Consider the following 21,055-nt stretch of genomic DNA (forward strand, 5'->3'; position numbering starts at 1 on the left):
GCAGCTGCTGCAGTCTTTTTACTCGCCCGACGTTTCGCTCGATGCCTGATTCGCCGGCTTCTTCACATTTGGCGCGGGCGCGGGTTCGCGCCATTGCCCGCGCACCTTCAGGCTGTCGGCGAATTGAACGCGCTCCTCGGGCGACAAGGTCGCCGCGAAGTCGGCCACACTGCCTTCCACTTGCGCGCGCAGATGGCTGTCGGCCTCACGCGTGCGCTCGAGCGCGGCGTCCAGCGCGGCACGATCGAACTGCGGCGCCGCCAGCAGACGCAACACTTCGCGACGCCCTTCGCGGCCTTCGCGGGCATATTGCCGGCCGTCGCGGCGTGCGTCTTTCAGGCCGTCGATAAAGGCTTTCTGGCGCTCGGCTGAGAGCGTTTGCGCGGCGAAACGCAGCGCGCGCTGCTGCGCCTGCACGGGCGCCGCCGCACCGTGCGCGGCAAACCATTGATAGGCACCCCCGACAATCGCGCCCACCAGAAACACATTCAGCACCAGCGAGGCCGCCAGCAAGACTTTCCAGGATCGGCCGTTCATTCGTCGCTCCAATCGGCGGACGACCCACCGAAGCTCGAAGTCAAATAAGACGACTCATGCGCGAGCGGAGCCTGCGCTCCGGTCTCCGTCAACACGAAGAACGACACGGCGAAAGCGCCGGCTACGCCGCCCAGCAGCCCCACGCCCGCGACCGCCGCGCCCGACCACCACAGGCGGCGTCGTGGCGGCGCCGGCTGCCGCACCGGCGCGCTGTCGAGCACGCGCTCGAGCAGGGCCGCGCCCGGCGGCTCGACCTTGTCGGCGGCGAGCCACGCATCGACGCCGGCCGCCTGCGCCAGCAGCGCGTCGGCCTCGGCGCGATGCGAGTGCGCCCACGCCTGCGCCGCCGCGCGCTCCTGTTGCGGCCAGCGGCACGGCTCGGCGCCGTAGGCCTCGACGATCTGCTGAAATCTTTCGGGCGTCATGACTTGTCCTTGCTAAGGCCGCTGCCGGCCAGTTGAGCGCGCAGATTGCGGCGCGCGCGTGCCAGCAGACTTTCCAACGCATCGACGCTGATGCCCATCAGGGCCGCGGCGTCGATGTTCGACATCTCCTGGTAATAGTTGAGTACCAGCGCCTCGCGCTGGCGTGCCGGCAACGCGGCGAGCGCATCGCGAACCCGCTGGTCCTGGGCGCGCGCTTCGAGTCCGGCCTCAGGCAGCGGCGCGGGATCGGCCTCCTCGGGCATCTCGTCGCGCGGCTCTTCGCGCCGGCCGCGCAGCCGGTCATAGCAGAGATTGAGCGCGACGCGATGAACCCACGTGTCGAACTTCGCCTCGCCTTCCCGCCAGCGCGACGCCTGTTTCCAGATGCGCACGAACACCTCCTGCGCCACGTCTTCCGCTTCCATGCGGTCGCCCAGCATGCGGGTGGCGAGCGCAAGCAGACGCGGCAGCTTGCGCGAGACGAGCGAGCGGACGGCGGCCGGATCTTGCCGGCCGATCTGTTCGAGCAATTCCGCGTCGGGGTCGCGTTCGCTCAAGGCATGGCGCTCCTCGGCGCGAGTGCGTGGCGCCGCATGCAACGCGCCGCTGAACGAACTTCAGTCACGCACAAGCCACTCCTTCCGATGCCTCTCATGCCGGCTACCCCTCACACGGATGGTTGCACGCGCACTGGTTCCAACAGTGCGCGCGGATAGCGAAGACGGCGTCTCGCCATGCACGAGCGCAATCAATATACGACGACCGCCGGCCGATAGTAGGCCGGCCGCGCCGGGTACACCACACAGCCGGCGAGCGTGGCCGCCAGCAGAATCATCACGAGCGTTTTCATAACAGTCTGCCTGGTTGAGGGACGCAGCGGGTCGAAAAAAATCGACCGCCGTGGCGCTGCCGGGTCATGCCCAGTGGCCTTCCACCCAGCGCCAGTTCGGACCGCGCGCCACCCAGTGTCCCGGCACCCAGCGATGACCCACGCGCACCGCCTGCCAGTGGCCGCCCACCCAGACATATCGGCCCTCGACCCAGCGCCAGTGGCCCGGATCCCATGCGTAACCCGCACGCGGCGCCGGCACCACTTCGACGCGCGCAGGCGGCGGCGCCATCGGCGCGACGATCACCGCCTGCGCGAGGGCCGGCGCGGCGCTGAGCGTGGCGGCGCCGGTCAGCGCGGCAGTCAGCATGGCGGTAAGCAGACGAACCGGTTTGCTGGATGTCATGTTGGTTTCTCCCATCAAAGCCGAAGCCGGAAAGCGGCTCCGTTTCCTGTTGAACGCAGCAGCGAAAACAATCCGTCGCTGCGGCAGTGTGAAAAATCGAAAGGAAAGAAGGATGCGGGAAAAACCGTGGTGAAACGCGAGGCGCAGCGTCGCAGCCGGTTCCGCATTGCAATGTGGCGTCAGCTTAACGACAGCAAAGGTTATGCAAATGAATAAAAAGCGAGGGCTTCGGTAAGGTTCGCGCCCCGAAATCTTAATTAACGAATGGTCCAATGCGCGCAGTTTGTCGCGGTAAGACTACTAGCACCAGCTGTATTTCTAACAATATCCCCAGCGAAACATCCACACCTACGTCGATGCAAACGCTGAACGGCGAAGTCGAATCTGGAGCCTTTCAAATGTTCCGTAGAACCCTCTTACCCATCCCGTTTGCGGCGCTGCTTACGCTCGCGGCTTGCGGCAATAACAGCGTGAACACGCCTGCGCCGGTGGTATCGGCTCAGGACGCCGTGGCCACGGCCACGCCGATCAAACACGTCGTGGTGATCTTCGGCGAGAACGTTTCGTTCGATCACTACTTCGGCACGTATCCGAACGCTTCCAACCCGACCGGCGAGCCGCAATTCGTGGCAGCCGCGGGCACGCCGACGGTCAACAACCTCAGCAGCAACAACCTGATCACGGCCAACCCGAACGCGCTGGCCACCTCGCCGAACACGGCGGGCCGCACGGTCGGCAGCGTGACGATCGCGGGCCTCGGCCTGCCGGCGGCCGATCTGCTGCCGTTCCGCCTGGACCGTTCGCAAGCCAATACGTCGAGCCAGAACCACGCCTACGCGGCCGAAGAACTCGCCTATAACAACGGCGCGATGGACGCGTTCCCGCTCTTCACGGCAGCCACCTCGACCATCGCCGGCAGCACCGGCGCGTTCGCCACGAAGGGCCAGGTGCTCGGCTACTTCGACGGCAACACGGTCACGGCTCTGTGGAACTACGCGCAGAACTTCGCGATGAACCAGAACGCGTACACGGACACCTACGGTCCGTCGACGCCGGGTGCGCTCGAAGTGGTGTCCGGCCAGAACAACGGCGTGGTCGTGAGCGGCGGCACGTCGGCCAATGCGATTCCCGACTCGGCAGGCAGCTTCACGATGATCGGCGACCTCGACCCGACCGGCGACGTCTGCACGATCGCGGCAAAGAGCACGGTGACCGGCGCAATGTCGTCGAATAACAAGAACATCGGCGACCTGCTCAACGCGAAGGGCCTGACGTGGGGCGGCTTCATGGGCGGCTTCAACCTGCAGACCGTCAACCCGAACGGTACGGTGGGCTGCGCACGCTCGACCTTCTCACAAGTGCTGAACGCGACCAAGGCCGACTACGTGCAGCATCACGCGTGGTTCCAGTACTACGCGAGCACGGCTAACCTGGCGCATACGCGTCCGTCGTCGACAGCGGTGATCGGCTCCACGGATCCGCTCGACAACACGGCCACGCCGGTGCACCACCAGTACGACACCGACGACTTCTTCGCCGCGGTGAAGGCGGGCAACTATCCGTCGGTGAACTTCCTGAAGGCGCCGGCGATCGGTGACGGCCACCCGGGCAACTCGGATCCGATCGACGAACAGGCTTTCGTGACCAAGGTGATCAACTTCCTGCAACAGCAGCCTGACTGGAAGAACACCGCCGTGATCATCGCCTACGACGATTCGGACGGCTGGTACGACCACCGTTTCAAGGCACCGACGAGCGCATCGTTCGATTCGACCACGGCACAATCCGCGGGCGGCAAGACGGTGGCGGGCTCCGACAACCTGAGCGGCGTGGGTCAGTGCACGGCAGCGGGCGCAGTGCAGCCGCAAGGCGTGAACGGCGGCGCGGTGAACGGCCGTTGCGGTCCGGGTACGCGTACGCCGTTTATCGTGGTGTCGCCGTGGGCGAAGGTCAACTTCGTCGACGATACGCCGATCACGCAGGCTTCCGTGGTGCGCTTCATCGAGGACAACTGGCTGGGCGGTCAGCGCCTGGGCGGCGGTTCGTTCGACGCGACGGCCGGCAGCATCATGAACATGTTCAACTTCACGGGCTCCGGCAACAATCCGACGCTGTTCCTGGATCAGAACCTTGGCACGAAGCTGGCCACAGCGCCGGCGATCTGATCCGCGGATTTGCCTCTCGCTCTTCTCTTCCGCTTGCCGTTGCGTGATGCACGAGTCTCATGCGTGCCTCACGCCGCACGGCGGCGCATGGTGAAAAGCGTCATGCATCCTTAGTCGTAGTTGGGCGTCGAGCCAGTGCAAACGTGCTGGCTCGATTTTGCTTTTTATCGCAGCCGATCGAATCATCTGTCATCACCGCCATGAACCATCCTTCTGACGCCGCATTGCCTTCGCATCTGCCCGCGGGCGGCGAGCCCGGCCCCGTGATTACCCGCCGCTCGTGGCTCAGGCTGCTCGCGTGGAGCGCGGCCAGTATCGTGCTCGCGATCATCGTCTACTGCGCGTACGCGCTCGTGTATCCGGAACGTATGCCGTCCGCGGTCGGCGAGATCGTCGAGGAGATCACCGGCGCGAATCCGCATCCGGTGACGTTGATGCGTCCGCAGAATGCACCGCTGAGCGCCGTGGCGCTGCTCGGCAAACAGATTTTCTTCGACCAGAGTTTGTCGGCCTCGGGCACGCAGTCGTGTGCTTCGTGCCACTCGCCGCAGCATTCGTATGCGCCGGATAACGCATTCCCGGTGCAACTCGGCGGCGCGCACATGAACCAGGCGGGTTATCGTCCGCCGCCTTCGCTCACGTATCTGTATCGCCAGGCGCCGTTCAGCATCGGCCCGGATCAGGGCGACACCGACGTGCCGGTGGATATGACGCAACTGGCCACGCAAGCCGCCGGCGTGCAGCGCGCGCAGAAGACGGCGCTCGCCGCGCCCGCCGCTCCGGCGATGGTGCCGCAAGGCGGCTTGTTCTGGGACGGCCGTGTCGATACTTTGCAGGACCAGGCCCTCGGACCTTTGACCAACCCGGTGGAAATGGCCAACGCAACGCCCGGGGACGTCGCCCGCAAGCTGCTGGCGACCAGATACCTAGACCAATTCAAGCAGATCTTCGGACCCGGCATCGTCACCAATCCGAGCCTGATGGTGTCCGAGGCGATGTTCGCCGTCGGACGTTATCAGATCGAGGATCCGTCGTTCCACGCGTTCAGCAGCAAGTACGACTACTGGCTCGAAGGCAAGGCGCGCTTGACGCATGCCGAGCTGCACGGCTTGCAGCTGTTCAACGACAAGGACAAGGCGAACTGCGCCGGCTGTCACTTGAGCCAGCCGAGCAAGGACGGCTTGCCGCCGGTGTTCACCGACACGCAATACGAAGCGCTCGGCGTGCCGCGTAATCCGGCGATTCCCGCCAACAAGGATCCGAAGTTCTTCGATATGGGCGTGTGCGGGCCGTTCCGCGACGACCTCGCCAAACAGACGCAGTATTGCGGCATGTTCCTCACGCCGACGCTGCGTAATTCGGCTGAACGCAAGGTGTTTTTCCACAACGGCGTGTACCACGATCTCAAGCAGGTGATGGACTTCTACAATCTGCGCAATACGTCGCCGGAGAAAATCTATCCGCGCGATGCGTCGGGCAAGGTGCAGAAGTACAACGATCTGCCGGCTCAGTACCATGCCAACGTCGACGTGGCCGACGCACCGTTCGACCGCAAGTTCGGTGATCAACCGGCAATGACCGATGAGGATATTCAGGACATCATCGCGTTCATGAAAACGCTGAGCGACGGGTACAAGAACTGAGGTTGCATGCGTCGACTTGCCGCAAAGGCCGCTCACGCGGCCTTTGCGCTGCGGCGCGCGAGCCGGTGAGGTATCCTTGCCGGTTCCGCGAACTTTATCCGTACCCTGCCCGATGGCCGATTTCCCCTTCGACGCCGTACTCTTCGACTGCGACGGCGTGCTCGTCGACTCCGAACCCATCACCAACCGCGTGCTCACCGAAATGCTCGGGGAGCTGGGCTGGCATTTGAGCGTCGAAGAGACGATGCGTATTTTCGTCGGCAAAGCCGTCCGGGACGAAGCCCCGCTGATCGAAGCGCGCACCGGCGTCGCGATCACGACCGACTGGCTCATGCAGTTTCGCGAGCGACGCAATGCGGCGCTGGATCTCGAACTGGTCGCGATTCCCCGCGCGCCGGATGCGGTGCGCGCGCTTCATGCGGCGCTGAATGGGCGCATTGCGGTGGCGTCGGGCGCGGATCGTATCAAGGTGGAAATGCAACTGGTGAAGGCGGGCATTTTCGACTGCTTCGAAGAACGCATTTTCAGCGGCCATGAAATGCCTCGTAGCAAGCCCTTTCCCGATGTCTATCTGGCGGCGGCCGCGGCGCTGGGTGTGGATCCGCGCCGTTGCGCGGTGATCGAAGACACGGTGACCGGCGCGACCGCGGGCGTGGCCGCGGGCGCCACGGTGTTCGGTTATTGTCCGCTCGAACTCGGCCACAGCAGCGCGACCGCCTTGCATGGCGCGGGTGCCACGCATGTGTTCAGGGACATGGGCGCGTTGCCCGCCTTGCTGGCGGGATGGCGCGCTCAAACGCATTGACGAAGGTGCTGGCTTCGGCGCTGGCCTGCGCGCCGCATCCCGCGCCGACTCTGACGCTCGCCGCAACCCTTACTCGAAAGCCGGATCGATTGGCACGCGGTATCCCACTGCCAGCCGGTTCGTCTCATTCGCCATACCCACGACCGCGAGCAATTCGCCGAACATCTCGTCGGTCATGCCGGCGCGGCGCGCGGCCGCCGTGTGGCTCGCCACGCAGTAACCGCAATTGTTCGTCACGCTCACCGCGACGTAGAGCAGTTCCTTGATGAGCGGATCGAGCGCGCCGGGCGCCATCACGTCCTTCAGGCTGTCCCACGTGCGCGCGAGAGTTGGCGGATGCTGGGCGATGTACTTCCAGAAGTTGTTGACGTCGTCGACCTGACGGGTCTGCTTGATATCGTCGTACACGGCTTTGACTTCCGGCGGCGCCGCGGCGTATTCGACGGCTTTGATCTGGCTCATGCGTTCTCCTTTCCTTGCTGACGAGATTCCGCGAACCCTGCGCGCCTTGTGCACGATTCGCGGTGGCGGTCTATTGTGACGTGATTTTCAGCGCGCGCGATAAAACCGAATGACGAGCGGACGGATGTCGGCGAATGGCCGACATCGCCTCGCAGCAAGTTGGCCGGTCTCCATCACACCTGCTTTGGAAAACAGTGGAGAAACAAGCGGCACGCGGCTTTGCCGCCGATGGCATGGTGTGTGCAACCAAGCGCTTGAGTGCGGCATTTTTCCGCCCTCCTCGATCCACCCTGATCCACTCACTCCGCTGGAGATCCACCATGAAAACGCTCGTCCTCAAAGACCTGCCCCGCATCGACGTACTCGACAGCGCGGCTTCGTTATCCATTCGCGGCGGTATTGCGTATCTGAAGCGTGAAGCGCCGTCCGGTTGCGGTGGCCTTGAACAGCCCGCGCTCATTCGACGTGGCTGGGATGCATTCCCGCCGGTTCATCTCGGTTGCGGGCCGGTGTACTTCCCGTTCGGCAACCTGCCTTCGCACTCGGAACCGAAGGTGGTGCCGCTGTAGTGTGCCGGCAAGGCCCGATGGAAAACGGCGCGGCGGTCGCGCAAGCCTGAACGCTGCCGCCGCGCCGTCTGTCGGTCTGCCTGTCTGCCGGTCTGTCTGTATTTCGCGCTATTGCCCTTTGTCGCGCCGGTGCAGCACGGGGCCGTTCGCGCTGTCTTCCAGCAGCCACCCGGCTGCCCTCAACACGTCACGCAAACGGTCCGCTTCGGCCCACTGCTTCGCGGCGCGTGCCTGCTCGCGTTCACTCGCTAGCGCTGCGATATCCGCTGGAATCTCGGCAATATCGTCTTCCCGCCAATCGGCGAGGCCCAGTCCAAGCACGGCATCGAAACAATCGACGGTAGCCCTTCGCGTCGCCTCCGGCAGATCGCTTCTGACCACGTCCCACAACACGGCTAGCGCCCGCGGCAGGTTCAGATCGTAATCGACCTCTGCCTTGAAGCGCGCCACGCTCGCGGCGTCCGGTGTGCCGCCTTGCGGCCATCGCGCATAGCTGCGGCGCAAACGATCCAGTGCGGCTTGCGCGGCATCCAGCGCGGCCTCGCTGAAGCGCAGGCTGCTACGGTAGTGCGCGCTCAGGCATAAATAGCGATACGCGAGCGGATCGTTGCCCCGCTCGATCAACGTCTGCAAACGCACGAAGTCGCCGCCCGACTTCGACATCTTGCCGGCGTCCAGCAACAGAAAATGGCCGTGCATCCAGAAGTTGGCCAGACGCGTGCCGTGGCGCGCCTGGGTTTGCGCGATCTCGTTGCTGTGATGCACGGGAATGTGATCTTCGCCGCCGCAATGGATGTCGAACCACGGGCTCAAATACTTCGCCGACATCGCCGAGCACTCGATATGCCAGCCGGGAAAGCCGCGGCCCCAGGGACTGTCCCACTCCATTTGCCGCGTGGCGCCGGGCGGGCTGAATTTCCACAGCGCAAAGTCGGTCGCGCGCTGCTTCTCGCCGGACGCGACACGTTTGCCCGCCTGCAAGCCCGCAACATCCAGACGCGCCAGATAGCCGTAGTCATCCTGCCTGCTGGTGTCGAAATAGACGCCGTCGGCCGTGCGGTAGGTGTATCCGTTGCGCTCGAGGTCGGCGATAAAGTCGATCTGCTCCGCGATGTGATCGGTTGCGCGGCACCAGAGCGCGGGCTCCAGCAGGTTGAGCGCGCGCCAGTCGTTCATGAAGGCCGCCGTATACCGCTCGGCGATCGCCCACGCCGATTCGCCAGTGCGCCGGCTGCCCTTCTCCATCTTGTCCTCGCCTTCGTCGGCGTCGGATACGAGATGGCCGACGTCGGTGATATTCACCACGTGCCGCACGTTGTATCCGTTCAACACCAGCGCGCGCCGCAGCACGTCTTCGAACACGTAGGTGCGGAGATTGCCGATATGCGCGTGGTCGTACACCGTCGGGCCGCAGCAATACAGGCCGACGTGATCCGGATGAATCGGCGTGAATTCGCGCACGGTGCGCGTCCAGGTGTCGTGCAGGCGAAGCGGCATGTGATGTCTCCAGGCGCCGGGTGTTCAAAGAGCGTTCAAAGCAAAAAGGCCACCGGTCGCGTGACGGGTGGCCTCAGGGATGCGAATGTGCGCAGATCGACTTGCTAGACGCAAGCTCCCCTCGGCAGGCTGTGACAGCATGCGCGCAAAGAATGCGGACGGGAAAGGATAGAAGCGATCATGGCAACGATCCTAACGCGGGGTTGCCGGTGCGGTCAATCGTCGGCGCGCTTCCGTTGAACCGCGCGCCCGCGTGCGTCGCATGAAAAAGCCCCGCAGGACTTTCGCCTTGCGGGGCTTCGTTTCGAACGGAATGATCGTTCGTTTAGCGCGACATCATGTGCATGCTGACGTTGTGCATGACCCACAACGTGCCGCCGATCACGATGACCGCGGTCAGCAGCGTGAAGGCAAACGCCATCACATTCCAGCGCTGCTCCGACGACGTATTCAGATGCAGGAAGAAAATCAGGTGCACGACGATCTGCACGAGCGCGAGGCCCGCGATCGCCAGCAACGCGTTTTCGCCCGTCAACGTGCCGGTCATGACGAGGCCGAAAGCGGCAACGGTCAGAACGACGGAGAGAATGAAGCCCGTCGTATAGCTGCCGATGCTGCCGTGACTTTCACCTGCGTGGGCGTTATGGCTATGGTCCATTTAGATCACGCTCGCGAGATAGACAAAGGTGAAGACGCCGATCCACACGACGTCCAGAAAGTGCCAGAAAAGGCTCAGGCACGTCAGGCGGATCATGTCGCGTTCGGTCAGATCACGATGGCTGATCACCTGAATGGCGAGCACCACCATCCAGATCAGCCCGCACGTGACGTGCAGGCCGTGCGTGCCGACCAGCGTGAAGAACGACGACAGGAACGCGCTGCGGCTCGGGCCGGCGCCTTCGGCGATCAGGTGCGAGAACTCGCGCAGTTCCAGCACGAGGAACGCGAGACCGAGCAGGAAAGTCACGCCGAGCCAGAACAGCAGCACGCCCTTGCGGTTCTTGTGCGCGCCGAGCATCGCGAAGCCGTACGTGATGCTGCTCAGGAGCAGCATGGTCGTTTCGAGCGCGACGCCCGGGATCTCGAACAGATCCTTGCCGCTCGGACCGCCCGCGAACTGGTGGCCCATCACCGCGAACACTGCGAACAGCGCCGCGAAGATGATGCAGTCGGTCATCAGATACAACCAGAAGCCGAACACCGATTGCGACGGTACGTGGTCCGCGTCGTGATGCGAGTGGGCATCCATAGTCTTGGTCAACATCAATCCACCTCCAACGCGACTCGCGCACCGGCGCCAGAGCGTTTCTCTTCAATTTCCGCGACCGTGGCGGCCGGGATGTAATAGCCTTCGTTCTTCTGGAAGCTATACACGATCACAGTGCCGATCGCGCCGACCAGGCCGACGATCGCCAGCCACCAGATGTGCCAGACACCGGCAAAGCCGAGCACCAGCGAGAACAGACCGGCGATCACGCCCGCGGACGTATTCGACGGCATGTGAATGTCGCGATACACCGGCTTGGCCTCAGTTTCCTTGCGCGACTTCATGTCGGTGAACGCGTCGAGCTTGTGCACCGTCGGGATGATCGCGAAGTTATAGACCGGCGGCGGCGAGCTCATCGCCCATTCCAGCGTGTGGCCGTTCCACGGGTCGCCCGTGACGTCGCGATTCTGCGGCAGATTGCGGTCGCGAATGCTGACGATGATCTGCAACACCTGCAACGCGATACCGATAGCGATCAGCGCCGCACCGCCCGCGGCCAGGATCAGCCACGGATGCCACAGCGGGTTGTCATAGTGGTTGATACGGCGCGTCATGCCCATGAAACCGAGTACGTACAGCGGCGTGAACGCCACCCAGAAACCGATCTGCCAGAACCAGAACGATGCCTTGCCCAGCTTTTCGTTCAGCTTGAAGCCGAACGCCTTCGGGAACCAGTAGTTGAAGCCGGCCAGATAACCGAACAGCACGCCACCGATGATCACGTTGTGGAAGTGAGCGATCAGGAACAGGCTGTTGTGCAGCACGAAGTCCGCGCCCGGGATCGCCATCATCACGCCGGTCATACCGCCGATCGTGAACGTGATCATGAAGCCGATGGTCCACAAGATGGGCGGCGTGAACGTCAGGCGGCCCTTGTAGATCGTGAACAGCCAGTTGAACACTTTCACGCCGGTCGGAATGGCAATGACCATCGTGGCGATACCGAAGAACGCGTTGACGTCAGCGCCCGAACCCATCGTGAAGAAGTGATGCAGCCACACGAGGAACGACAGCACCATGATCGCGCAGGTCGCCCACACCATCGTCTTGTAGCCGAACAGCGGCTTTTTGGCGAAGGTCGCCACGACTTCCGAGAAAATACCGAACGCCGGCAGGATCAGGATGTACACCTCGGGGTGACCCCATGCCCAGATCAGGTTCAGGTACATCATGGCGTTGCCGCCGCCGTCGTTCGTGAAGAAGTGCATGCCGAGGTAACGGTCCAGACCCAGCAACGCGAGCGTCACGGTCAGGATCGGGAACGAGGCCATGATCAGCACGTTGGTGCAGAGCGCCGTCCACGTGAACACCGGCATCTTCATGAACGTCATGCCCGGCGCGCGCATCTTCACGATCGTCGCGAAGAAGTTCACACCAGTGAGCAAGGTGCCGATACCGGAGAGCTGCAAGCTCCACAGGTAATAGTCGACCCCGACACCCGGACTGAACTGCAGTTCGGAGAGCGGCGGATACGCCAGCCAACCCGTTTGCGCGAATTCACCGATCACCAGCGAGATGTTGATCAGGATCGCGCTGACGGCGGTCATCCAGAACGAGAGCGAGTTGATGAACGGGAACGCGACGTCGCGTGCGCCGATCTGCAGCGGCACGATGATGTTCATCAGGCCGATCATGAACGCCATCGCCATGAAGAAAATCATGATGACGCCGTGCGCCGTGAACACCTGATCGTAGTGATGCGGCGGCAGGTAGCCCGGGTTCGCATAAGCGAGCGCCTGTTGCAGACGCATCATGATCGCGTCCGCGAAACCGCGGAACAGCATGATCAGCGCCACGACGATGTACATCACGCCGAGCTTCTTGTGGTCCACCGAAGTGAGCCACTCGGTCCACAGATAGCGCCACTTACCGAAATAGGTGATCAGACCCAGCAGCGTCGCACCGCCGATGGCGATCATCGCGGCCGTGACCATGATGATCGGCTCGTGGTACGGAATCGCGTCTAGTGAAAGTTTACCGAACATGCGTTACCCCTTGCCCTTTGGCGCACAGTTGGCGTCCTTCATGTTGTCGAGGACGTTGCCGTTGTTGTATCGGGCAATGATGTTGTGAAAGAGCTTCGGATCGACGCTCGAGAAGTAGCGCACCGGCTCTTTCTCGGTCGGCGCGGACACCGTGTGGTAACGGTCCATGCTGAGGTTGTCCGACGAAGCGCGCACTTTCGCAACCCATGCGTTGAACTCTTCAGGCGAAGTGGCGAGCGCGCGGAACTTCATGTCCGAGAAGCCCTTGCCGCTGAAATTCGCCGAGGCGCCCGCGTAGTTGCCGGCTTCGTCCGCGATCAGATGCAGGCGCGTTTGCATGCCCGCCATCGCGTAGATCTGGCCGCCCAGTTGCGGAATGAAGAACGAGTTCATCACCGTGTCCGACGTGATCGTGAAGTTCACCGGCGTGCCGACCGGGAACGCCAGCTGGTTCACCGACGCAATGCCGAGGTCCGGATAGATGAACAGCCACTTCCAGTCGAGCGCGACGACTTCGACGTTGATCGGCTTGACCTGCGACTCGAGCGGCTTGTACGGATCGAGTTCGTGCGTGGTCTTCCACGTCAGCACGGCGAGGAACAGAATGATCAGCGTCGGAATCGTCCAGATGGCGATTTCGATACCGGTCGAATGCACCCAGCCCGGACGGTAGTCGGCGGCTTTATTCGACGCGCGATAACGCCACGCGAACAGCAGCGTGAGCGCGATCACCGGAACGACCACGATCAGCATGGCCCAGGTGGACGTGGCAATCAGCTCACGCTCCGCCAGACCCACGCTCCCCTTCGGATTCAGAATATCGAGGTTGCTGCAACCCGAGAGCAACAACACGAGGCTCGCGGAAATGAAACTCATCGACCCTCGCAGAGTCTTTCCTTTCATATCCATTGCCTCTTTTTTACGTCTTCAACGAACGTCATTCGACCGCTCTCCAATAGTAAGCGCTCGCATAATAGGGGCACGCAAGGCCGCGATAAACACTCGATTTAGCAACGATCTATTGCGTCGCAGCACCGTGCGACACGTTGCCGCATAGCTGCGCGCGGATGAGCGTTTGCAACGCCCTCCTGCCGAGTATTGAAATGCCGGCGAAACGCGAAAACCCCTTTAAACAAGCGCGAAAACGCGACGTGACCTGAGGGGCCACGCCGCGTGTCATGCGTGCAAAGAGACTTGATCCATAAGGGAAAAGCTCGTTGGCGGCGCGGCATTCTACGAATGAATGCTGCGTCTGCGCAATATCTCGTCCGATCAGCCCGGCGAGCGGACCGTCGCGGCTGCCGGTGCCGGCACCGCGGCTTGCAGATGCTCGCCGCCATCGGCCGGCGCAGTGTCCGACGGATGAACCGAGCGCTCCGACTGAGCCAGCAGCGTGCCGACCGACGGATCGATCGCGTCGGTGAACGGCTTCGGATTGATGCCGATGGCGAGCACCAGCAACGCCATCGCACCGAGCAGCACGAACTCGCGCTTGCCGAGGTCCTTGAGGTTCGCGACGCGCGCGTTGGCGATCGCGCCGAAGATCACGCGCTTGTACATCCACAGCGTGTAGGCCGCGCTCAGGATCAGCGTGGTGGCCGCCATCGCGCCGATCCAGAAGTTGAAGCGGATCGCGCCCATCAGCACCATGAATTCGCCGACGAAACCCGAGGTACCCGGCAGGCCAATGTTGGCCATGGAGAACAGCATCACGAAAGCAGCGAAGCGCGGCATGGTGTTGGCCACACCGCCGTACTCGGCGATCGACGCGGTCTTGGTGCGGTCGTAGAGCATGCCCGTGCACAACAGCATTGCGCCCGACACGACGCCGTACGACAGCATCTGCACGATAGCGCCGGCCTGGCCGATGCGGTTGAACACGAACAGGCCGAGCGTGACGAGGCCCATGTGCGCGACCGTCGAATACGCGAGCAGACGGCGCATGTCGGTCTGCACGAGTGCGAGCAGGCTCGCATAGATCACCGCGACGAGCGAGAGCGTGATCATCATCGGCGCGAAGAAGTGGCTGGCTTGCGGCGCGATCGGCAACGCGAAACGCAGCAGACCGTAGCCGCCCAGCTTCAGCATGCCGATCATGACGGCGGCGCCCGTCGGACCATCGAGGTGGACGTCCGGCAGCCACGTGTGCAGTGGCCACATCGGCACCTTCACGCCGAACGCGGCGAGGAAACCGAGGAAGATCAGGACCTGCGGCCACGTGCCGAGGTGCGTCTCACGCCAAAGCGCGAGGTCGAAGCTGTGCGTCTGGCTGTACAGATACAGCATCGACATCAGCATCAGCAGCGAGCCGAGGAACGACACGAAGAAGAACTTCACCGCGGCGTACGAGCGGTTCGACTGGCCCCACGTGCCGATCAGCAGATACAGCGGAATCAGCGTCGCTTCGAACGAGATGAAGAACAGCATGCCGTCGAGCGATGTAAACACGCCCTGCATGAAACCCGACAGCATCAGGAACGCGCCGAAGTACTGGGCGGTCCGCTCGGTGATCGATTCCCACGAGGCGACCACGATGATGATCGTGGTGAGCGCGGTCAGCGCGACGAGCCACAGCGAAATTCCGTCCACGCCCACATGCCAGGCGATATCGAAGGTGGGCGACCAGCGCGCGTTCTCGACGAACTGCATCGACGTGACGTCGTTGCGGAAATTCGACACCAGCGGAATCACCGGCAGGAAACCCGCAATCGCGCCGATCAGCGCGAGCCACCGGGTGCGACTACGTGCCGCGTCGGATCCGGCACGCAAAACCACCACGCCGGCGACAATAGGGATCCAGATTAGAAGGCTAAGAAGAGGCAATGGCATGTGGCTCTATCGAAAACTTGAAGTACAAAACGCCGCATCAACGCTTTCAAAATGAAAAGCATTGAAATGGATATGTAGGCTGGATTTCGCTGAAATGGACGTGAAGTCGGGGTTGTCCGCTACACGTTTACCCGCAGTCGAATGACCAAGGGTGGGAGATTACCAAGATAAGAATACTTTTGCAGCGCAACAACGCTGCAAAGCCTCTGGCAATGTATTGTTGCGACGCCTGCGCTTGCGAAATGGATAAAAATGTGCAGATGCACAAAGCCGCCAGCGCGGACACGCGGCGACGAATTTTGCGCGAAAAAGCGCGCAGTTGATGGTCTTTTAGAAAATGTTGCACGAACGCGTGGGTACGCATCCGAGCCCGGAACAGAACATGCTGGCATGTGATGCGGTCGAGGCGCGAGTTTCAGACGCCCGGAGAAAATTTTGCTCGCCGACGAGCAGAAAATTTTTTTGATCGTGCGCTCTAAATAATCCGCCACGCTGCGCTGAAATTTCCCGAACGCGGTTGAGCGCGGTTCAGTTTTTTCAGGCTGCACTCGGCCCGCGAGAGCGTCTTCGTGCCTTACAGAAGCCGAATATACTTCGGCGATTCAAGGGCCGATGTTCGTGCATGAGTGCACCGCTTTTGGGTCCGCGTTTCGCCCGTCCGGACGCCGCCCTCACCGGCCACACTTTTCGGAAAACGCATGCTACGTGACGAAGGCGTCGTTCCCGCTCTCGAGTGCCGCGGGCTCAGCAAGACCTACGGCGCAGGCCGCATCGTGCTCGCGCAACTGGATTTCATACTCGGAGCGGGCGAGTTTGTCGCGATCATGGGCGATTCCGGCGTCGGCAAATCGACGCTGCTCAATCTGGTGGCCGGCCTCGACAGTGCGGACAGCGGCGACGTGATCATCGACGGCAGCGCCGTTTCGCGTCTGGACGACAACGCGGCGACGCGCCTGCGACGGCAAAAACTCGGCTTTGTGTTCCAGGCGTTTCACGTGCTGCCGCATCTGACGCTTGCGCAGAATGTGGCGCTGCCACTGCTGCTCAACGAACTGCCCACCGCCGCTGCGCTCGACATGCTCGCGGCGGTTGGCCTGGGCGGACGCGGCGACGACTTTCCGCGACAACTCTCGGGCGGCGAATTGCAGCGTGTCGCGATTGCGCGAGCGCTGGTGCATCGCCCGAAACTGCTGCTCGCCGACGAACCCACGGGCAACCTCGATCCCGATACCGCGCACGAAGTGCTCGGCCTGTTCCGCGCGCAAAGCAAGGCGACCGGCGCGGCCACGATCATGGTGACGCATTCGGAAGCCGCCGCGGCCGTCGCCGACCGGATCCTGATTTTGAGCGACGGCGATTTGCATGCGGCGCCTCCTTCTAGCGCCCCGACCTTCGGCTCCCGTACCCGCACGCCTTTTGCCGATGATGTCCGCTGATTCTCGTCATCTGCCGCGCTTGCGAGGACACCGCATTCTGGCGCGCTGGCTGCTCGGCGCCGAATGGCGCAGTCATCGCGGGCGCGCCCTGGTTGCGATTGCGACGATCGCGCTCGGCGTCGCGCTCGGTTACGCCGTGCAGTTGATCAACAGCGCGGCGTTCAGCGAATTTTCCGCGGCGGCCCGCAGTCTGTCGGGCGAAGCCGATCTGCAGGTGCGCGGCGCCCAACCGTTAGTCGACGAAACCATCTATCCGCTACTCGCCAACGAGCCCGGCGTCGCGCTGGCCAGTCCCGTGCTCACACTCGATGTCACCGTGCCCGAACGGAGCGCCGCACTGCCGGTGCTCGGCATCGACGTGTTCAAAGCGAGCCGTATTGCGCCCGATCTGATCGGCGTGCCGTCGCCGGACAAGCCGTTCGACAGCCTTGCGGCCGACACCGTGTTTCTCTCGACAGCGGCACAGCAATGGCTGAAGGTGAAAGCCGGCGACGACGTCGCGCTGCGCAGCGGCACCTCGATCGTGCATTTGCGTGTGGCGGGCGGCATCGTGAGAACACGGCCGGGCCAGCGGCTCGCCGTCATGGATATCGCCGCCGCGCAGTGGAAGTTCGGCAAAGTGGGCGAGCTGTCGCGAGTCGACGTGCAGCTCGAACGCGGCGTCGACCGCGAGCGCTTCAGACGTGAGATGCAGGCGCGGCTCGGCAACCGGTGGGTCATTGCCGAAACGCGTGACGCCGCGAGCCGCACCGATCGCCTCTCGCGGGCGTATCGGATCAATATGAATGTGCTCGCGCTGGTGGCGTTGTTTACCGGCGCGTTTCTGGTGTTTTCGACGCAGGCGCTGAGCGTCGTGCGACGCCGCGCGCAATTCGCCATGCTGCGTGTGCTTGGGCTGACGCGCGGCCAGTTGTTGCGCCAGATCCTGATGGAGGGCGCGCTGCTCGGCCTGCTCGGCTCGCTCGCGGGACTCGCGCTCGGCTACGCGATGGCGAGCGGCGCGCTGAATTTTTTCGGCAGCGATCTGGGCGGCGGCTACTTTCCCGGCGTGCAACCGCAAGTCGGCTTCGAACCGCTGGCGAGCGCGTTGTTTCTGATGCTCGGGCTGGCCGTATCGGTGTTGGGCAGTCTCGCCCCCGCACTGGAAGCGGCGCGTGCGCGGCCCGCTGCGGCGCTGAAGGCGGGCGCCGAAGAAGGCGCGTTGGCGCGGCTCGCCACACCGTGGCCCGCCCTGCTGTGTCTGCTGGCCGCCGCTGTGCTCACGCAGTTGCCGCCGCTGTTCGACGCGCCGATCGGCGGATATCTGGCCGTCGCATTGCTGCTGGTCGGCGGGATTGCGCTGATGCCGCGCGTGACCGCGCTCATCTTCGGCGCGGCGAGCCGTGCTTTCGCCACGCGACGCCGGACCGGCGCGGCCGGCACGCTGGCGCTCGCGCGTCTCGCGAATGCGCCTGGGCATGCGTCGATCGCCATGGGCGGTGTGCTGTCGAGCTTTGCGCTGATCGTCGCGATGGCCATCATGGTGGCCAGCTTCCGGGTTTCCGTCGAAGACTGGCTGGTTCATCTGCTCTCCGCCGATCTCTATGTCCGCGTGGCGCCGAACGGCGACACCGGCGGTTTGCGGTTGGACGAACAGAGCCGGCTCGCGACCGTTCCCGGCATTAGAACAGCCGCATTCGCCCGCACTTCGCATCTGACGCTCGACCCCGCGCGGCCTGACATCGCGCTGCTCGCGCGCGAGATCGACGCAGCCGACCCGGGCGCGAATCTGCAGATGACCGGAGCCGTGCTGCCGCCCACTGAACTTCACGCAGGCGAAACACCTGTTTGGGTATCCGAAGCAATGATCGATCTGTATGGATACAAGCTGGGTCAGCGAGTTCAATTGCCGTTTGGCGAACGCGGCCACGTGTTCGTCGTGGCGGGCGTATGGCGCGATTACGTGCGGCAGACCGGCGCCATTCAGATACGGCTTGCCGATTTCCGGCACTTGACCGGTGACACGAGTGCAACCGATGTGGCCGTCACCGTTCAGCCAGGGACGGGCGTCGAGCAAGTTGTCGCGGGGCTGCGCGCACTGCCGTTCGGGGCGTCCCTGGATTTGTCGCTACCTGGTGAAATCCGCGCGCGCACGCTCGTGATTTTCGATCGCAGTTTTGCGGTCACCTATCTTCTCGAAGCGGTCGCTATCGTGATCGGCCTGTTCGGCGTGGCGGCGACGTTCTCCGCGCAGACGCTCGCTCGTTCGCGTGAGTTCGGCATGCTGCGGCACGTCGGCGTGACGCGCTCGCAGGTGTTCGCCATCCTCGCGCTCGAAGGCGGCATGCTCACCGCGTGCGGCATTGCACTGGGCTTCGTGCTCGGCTTTGCGATCAGTCTGATTCTGGTGTTCGTCGTCAATCCGCAGTCGTTTCACTGGAGCATGTCACTGCATGTGCCATGGATAGCGCTCGCTACAGTCGCGTTGGTGATGCTCGCTTCGTCGTGTTCGACGGCGGTGATTGCGGGACGCGGCGCAGTATCGGTGGATGCTGTGCGTGCCGTGAAGGAGGATTGGTGATGCGGTTTTTCTCGCGCGAGTTGGCACGGTGGGTTGTGTGGGCGGTGGCCGCGCGCTTTGATCGCGTTTTGTGGCGGCGTGAGCCGGGGACGGTGGTCGTGGGTTTGGATGGGAGCTCGTCGAAGGACGCGTTGGTTGGGCGCGACGTGTGTCGGGCCGGAGCGCGCTTCGATTTGGCCTCTGGCGGCGGGTATTGTGCCGCTGTGCAAGTGCGTGAGTTGTGGATCATGGGCGCGGTTTGGCGCGAGACTATTCCGGGCTACACGTCGATTGCGCGCGAAGTGCTTTGGGCGGGAGCGCGGTTCGATCCCGCCACCGGCGGCGGATATTGCGCCGCTCTGCAGCGACGTGCGCCGCGGATCACGGGCGCGGTTTCGAGCGAGCGTAGGCCCGGCCATGCGTCGATCGCACGCAAGATCTCATGGACGTCTGCGCGCTTCTATGTCAATGTCGCCAGTGGCGGACCCGGCGTCGTCCTGCAACCACGTGCGCAGCAGCTCGCGCGCGCGGCGTCGGGCCAGACCGTGCCGGGTTACATGTCGATTGCACGCCAGACTTCATGCAAGCCGCCGGTTAAGCCCGCTCGCGCGGCGAATCGGCGCATAGGTCGGCGTATTCGCGGCTTGCTGCCCATCTTGATGCTGACTGCGTCGCCCGCGTTCGCCGCGTCGCCCGAATTCGCAGCGGTCACACCCGATCGCGCAATCTCCCTGCCGCAAGACACCGGTGCGCACGCGGCCTTTCGCACCGAGTGGTGGTACGCGACGGGTTGGCTCACCACGCCGGATAATCAGCCGCTCGGATTTCAGATCACATTCTTCCGTTCCGCAACCGGACATGATGCCGCCGATCCGAGCGCTTTCGCGCCTTCGCAATTGATCATTGCCCATGCCGCGTTAAGCGATCCCTCGCTCGGCCATCTTACGCATGATCAACGCATTGCCCGTCAAGGCTTCGGCCTCGCGTATGCGAAGCCGGCCAACACCGACGTCAAACTCGACGCGTGGAAAATGGTTCGGGCCGCTGACGGTCACTACGACGTTTTTGCGGACGCGAACGGTTTTTCGCTGCATCTCAAGTTGACACCCACGCAGGCACCTTTGATTCAGGGCGTACGCGGCTATTCGCGCAAAGGTCCGCGGCCTGAGCAGGCGAGTTATTACTACAGCGAGCCGCAATTGCGCGTGACTGGCGGCGTGGTTCGACCGGTCGCGGCAGGCGGCCCGTCGCGTGGCGAGACTGCTGTCACGGGAATGGCGTGGCTCGATCACGAATGGTCGAGCACCGTGCTCGACGCCAATGCGGTAGGCTGGGATTGGCTGGGCGCCAACCTCGCCGACGGCTCTGCGCTGATGGCCTTCAAGGTACGAAGTCGCGACGGACAAGCCGTGTGGGCCCATGCCGCATTTCGCAAACCCGACGGCGAGGTGACGACATTCGGTCACGATCAAGTCGACTTTACGCCGCTTCGCACATGGCGCTCGCCGCGCACGAACACTTCTTATCCCGTCTCGATGGCGGTCAAAACCGGTCTGCTAACGTGGAAACTCGATCCGCTGATGGACGATCAAGAGCTCGATTCGCGGCAATCGACGGGCGCGGTGTACTGGGAAGGCGCGGTGCGGGTAAGCCGCGAAGGC

The 21,055-nt window shown here is 63.3% G+C and carries 18 protein-coding genes; 7 read left to right on the top strand and 11 right to left on the bottom strand.

What is annotated here, in order from left to right:
* Nucleotides 1-18: 18 nt before the first annotated feature.
* The 4 genes from PQR54_RS36735 to PQR54_RS36750 all read right to left on the bottom strand — a co-directional run bounded on the left by PQR54_RS36735 (nt 19) and on the right by PQR54_RS36750 (nt 2,197).
* Nucleotides 19-537, bottom strand: a complete 519-nt coding sequence (locus PQR54_RS36735; protein ID WP_408254606.1) for a periplasmic heavy metal sensor — start codon at nt 535-537, stop codon at nt 19-21.
* Complete coding sequence (locus PQR54_RS36740) at nt 534-962, bottom strand: hypothetical protein (protein ID WP_408254609.1); 429 nt, start codon at nt 960-962, stop codon at nt 534-536. Before PQR54_RS36740 ends, PQR54_RS36735 begins: the two co-directional genes overlap by 4 nt.
* Nucleotides 959-1,561 (bottom strand): RNA polymerase sigma factor, encoded by a 603-nt coding sequence (locus PQR54_RS36745; protein WP_408254611.1) that lies wholly within the window; start codon nt 1,559-1,561, stop codon nt 959-961. Before PQR54_RS36745 ends, PQR54_RS36740 begins: the two co-directional genes overlap by 4 nt.
* Nucleotides 1,562-1,876: 315 nt before the next feature.
* The gene (locus PQR54_RS36750; RefSeq protein ID WP_408254613.1) at nt 1,877-2,197 is read right to left on the bottom strand and encodes a YXWGXW repeat-containing protein; all 321 of its coding nucleotides are present in this window, start codon (nt 2,195-2,197) and stop codon (nt 1,877-1,879) included.
* A 398-nt stretch (nt 2,198-2,595) separates the two neighbouring features.
* On the opposite strand from PQR54_RS36750, the gene PQR54_RS36755 reads away from it, so the two are divergent.
* From PQR54_RS36755 to PQR54_RS36765, 3 genes are all read left to right on the top strand, one after another.
* Complete coding sequence (locus tag PQR54_RS36755; RefSeq protein ID WP_408254614.1) at nt 2,596-4,362, top strand: phospholipase C; 1,767 nt, start codon at nt 2,596-2,598, stop codon at nt 4,360-4,362.
* Nucleotides 4,363-4,562: 200 nt separating this feature from the next.
* A complete protein-coding gene (locus PQR54_RS36760; protein WP_408254616.1) occupies nt 4,563-6,005 on the top strand; it encodes a cytochrome-c peroxidase in 1,443 nt (480 codons plus the stop codon).
* Between the two features lie 112 nt (nt 6,006-6,117).
* Nucleotides 6,118-6,810: an HAD family hydrolase gene (locus PQR54_RS36765; RefSeq protein WP_408254618.1), complete on the top strand. Its 693-nt coding sequence runs from the start codon at nt 6,118-6,120 to the stop codon at nt 6,808-6,810.
* Nucleotides 6,811-6,879: 69 nt separating this feature from the next.
* Here PQR54_RS36765 and PQR54_RS36770 read toward each other — a convergent pair whose 3' ends face one another.
* On the bottom strand, nt 6,880-7,272 hold the full coding sequence (locus tag PQR54_RS36770) for a carboxymuconolactone decarboxylase family protein (protein WP_408254620.1): 393 nt from the start codon (nt 7,270-7,272) through the stop codon (nt 6,880-6,882).
* 320 nt (nt 7,273-7,592) lie between these two features.
* Between PQR54_RS36770 and PQR54_RS36775 the strand changes: the two genes are divergently transcribed.
* Entirely contained in the window at nt 7,593-7,841 is a 249-nt protein-coding gene (locus PQR54_RS36775; protein WP_408254623.1) for a hypothetical protein, read from the top strand.
* Nucleotides 7,842-7,949: 108 nt separating this feature from the next.
* On the opposite strand, the gene cysS is transcribed toward PQR54_RS36775, so the two are convergent.
* From cysS to PQR54_RS36805, 6 genes are all read right to left on the bottom strand, one after another.
* Nucleotides 7,950-9,338 carry a cysteine--tRNA ligase gene (gene cysS / locus PQR54_RS36780; RefSeq protein ID WP_408254626.1) on the bottom strand — a complete coding sequence of 463 codons (1,389 nt, stop codon included), beginning with the start codon at nt 9,336-9,338 and terminating at the stop codon, nt 7,950-7,952.
* A gap of 325 nt (nt 9,339-9,663) precedes the next feature.
* Nucleotides 9,664-9,996 carry a cytochrome o ubiquinol oxidase subunit IV gene (gene cyoD, locus PQR54_RS36785; RefSeq protein WP_012426887.1) on the bottom strand — a complete coding sequence of 111 codons (333 nt, stop codon included), beginning with the start codon at nt 9,994-9,996 and terminating at the stop codon, nt 9,664-9,666.
* Entirely contained in the window at nt 9,997-10,602 is a 606-nt protein-coding gene (gene cyoC / locus PQR54_RS36790) for a cytochrome o ubiquinol oxidase subunit III (protein ID WP_012426886.1), read from the bottom strand.
* Nucleotides 10,602-12,590 carry a cytochrome o ubiquinol oxidase subunit I gene (gene cyoB / locus PQR54_RS36795; RefSeq protein WP_408254630.1) on the bottom strand — a complete coding sequence of 663 codons (1,989 nt, stop codon included), beginning with the start codon at nt 12,588-12,590 and terminating at the stop codon, nt 10,602-10,604. Before cyoB ends, cyoC begins: the two co-directional genes overlap by 1 nt.
* Nucleotides 12,591-12,593: 3 nt before the next feature.
* Nucleotides 12,594-13,493 carry a ubiquinol oxidase subunit II gene (gene cyoA, locus PQR54_RS36800; protein ID WP_012426884.1) on the bottom strand — a complete coding sequence of 300 codons (900 nt, stop codon included), beginning with the start codon at nt 13,491-13,493 and terminating at the stop codon, nt 12,594-12,596.
* Nucleotides 13,494-13,862: 369 nt separating this feature from the next.
* On the bottom strand, nt 13,863-15,419 hold the full coding sequence (locus PQR54_RS36805) for an NADH-quinone oxidoreductase subunit M (RefSeq protein ID WP_408254633.1): 1,557 nt from the start codon (nt 15,417-15,419) through the stop codon (nt 13,863-13,865).
* 698 nt (nt 15,420-16,117) lie between these two features.
* Between PQR54_RS36805 and PQR54_RS36810 the strand changes: the two genes are divergently transcribed.
* The 3 genes from PQR54_RS36810 to PQR54_RS36820 all read left to right on the top strand — a co-directional run.
* Entirely contained in the window at nt 16,118-16,855 is a 738-nt protein-coding gene (locus tag PQR54_RS36810; protein WP_408254636.1) for an ABC transporter ATP-binding protein, read from the top strand.
* A complete protein-coding gene (locus tag PQR54_RS36815) occupies nt 16,842-19,415 on the top strand; it encodes an FtsX-like permease family protein (protein ID WP_408254638.1) in 2,574 nt (857 codons plus the stop codon). The genes PQR54_RS36810 and PQR54_RS36815 overlap by 14 nt, the downstream gene beginning before the upstream one ends.
* A gap of 638 nt (nt 19,416-20,053) precedes the next feature.
* On the top strand, nt 20,054-21,055 hold a 1,002-nt coding region (locus tag PQR54_RS36820; protein ID WP_408254643.1), incomplete at its 3' end, for a lipocalin-like domain-containing protein.

The organism is Paraburkholderia phytofirmans, assembly GCF_046028095.1.
Classification (GTDB): domain Bacteria; phylum Pseudomonadota; class Gammaproteobacteria; order Burkholderiales; family Burkholderiaceae; genus Paraburkholderia; species Paraburkholderia phytofirmans_A.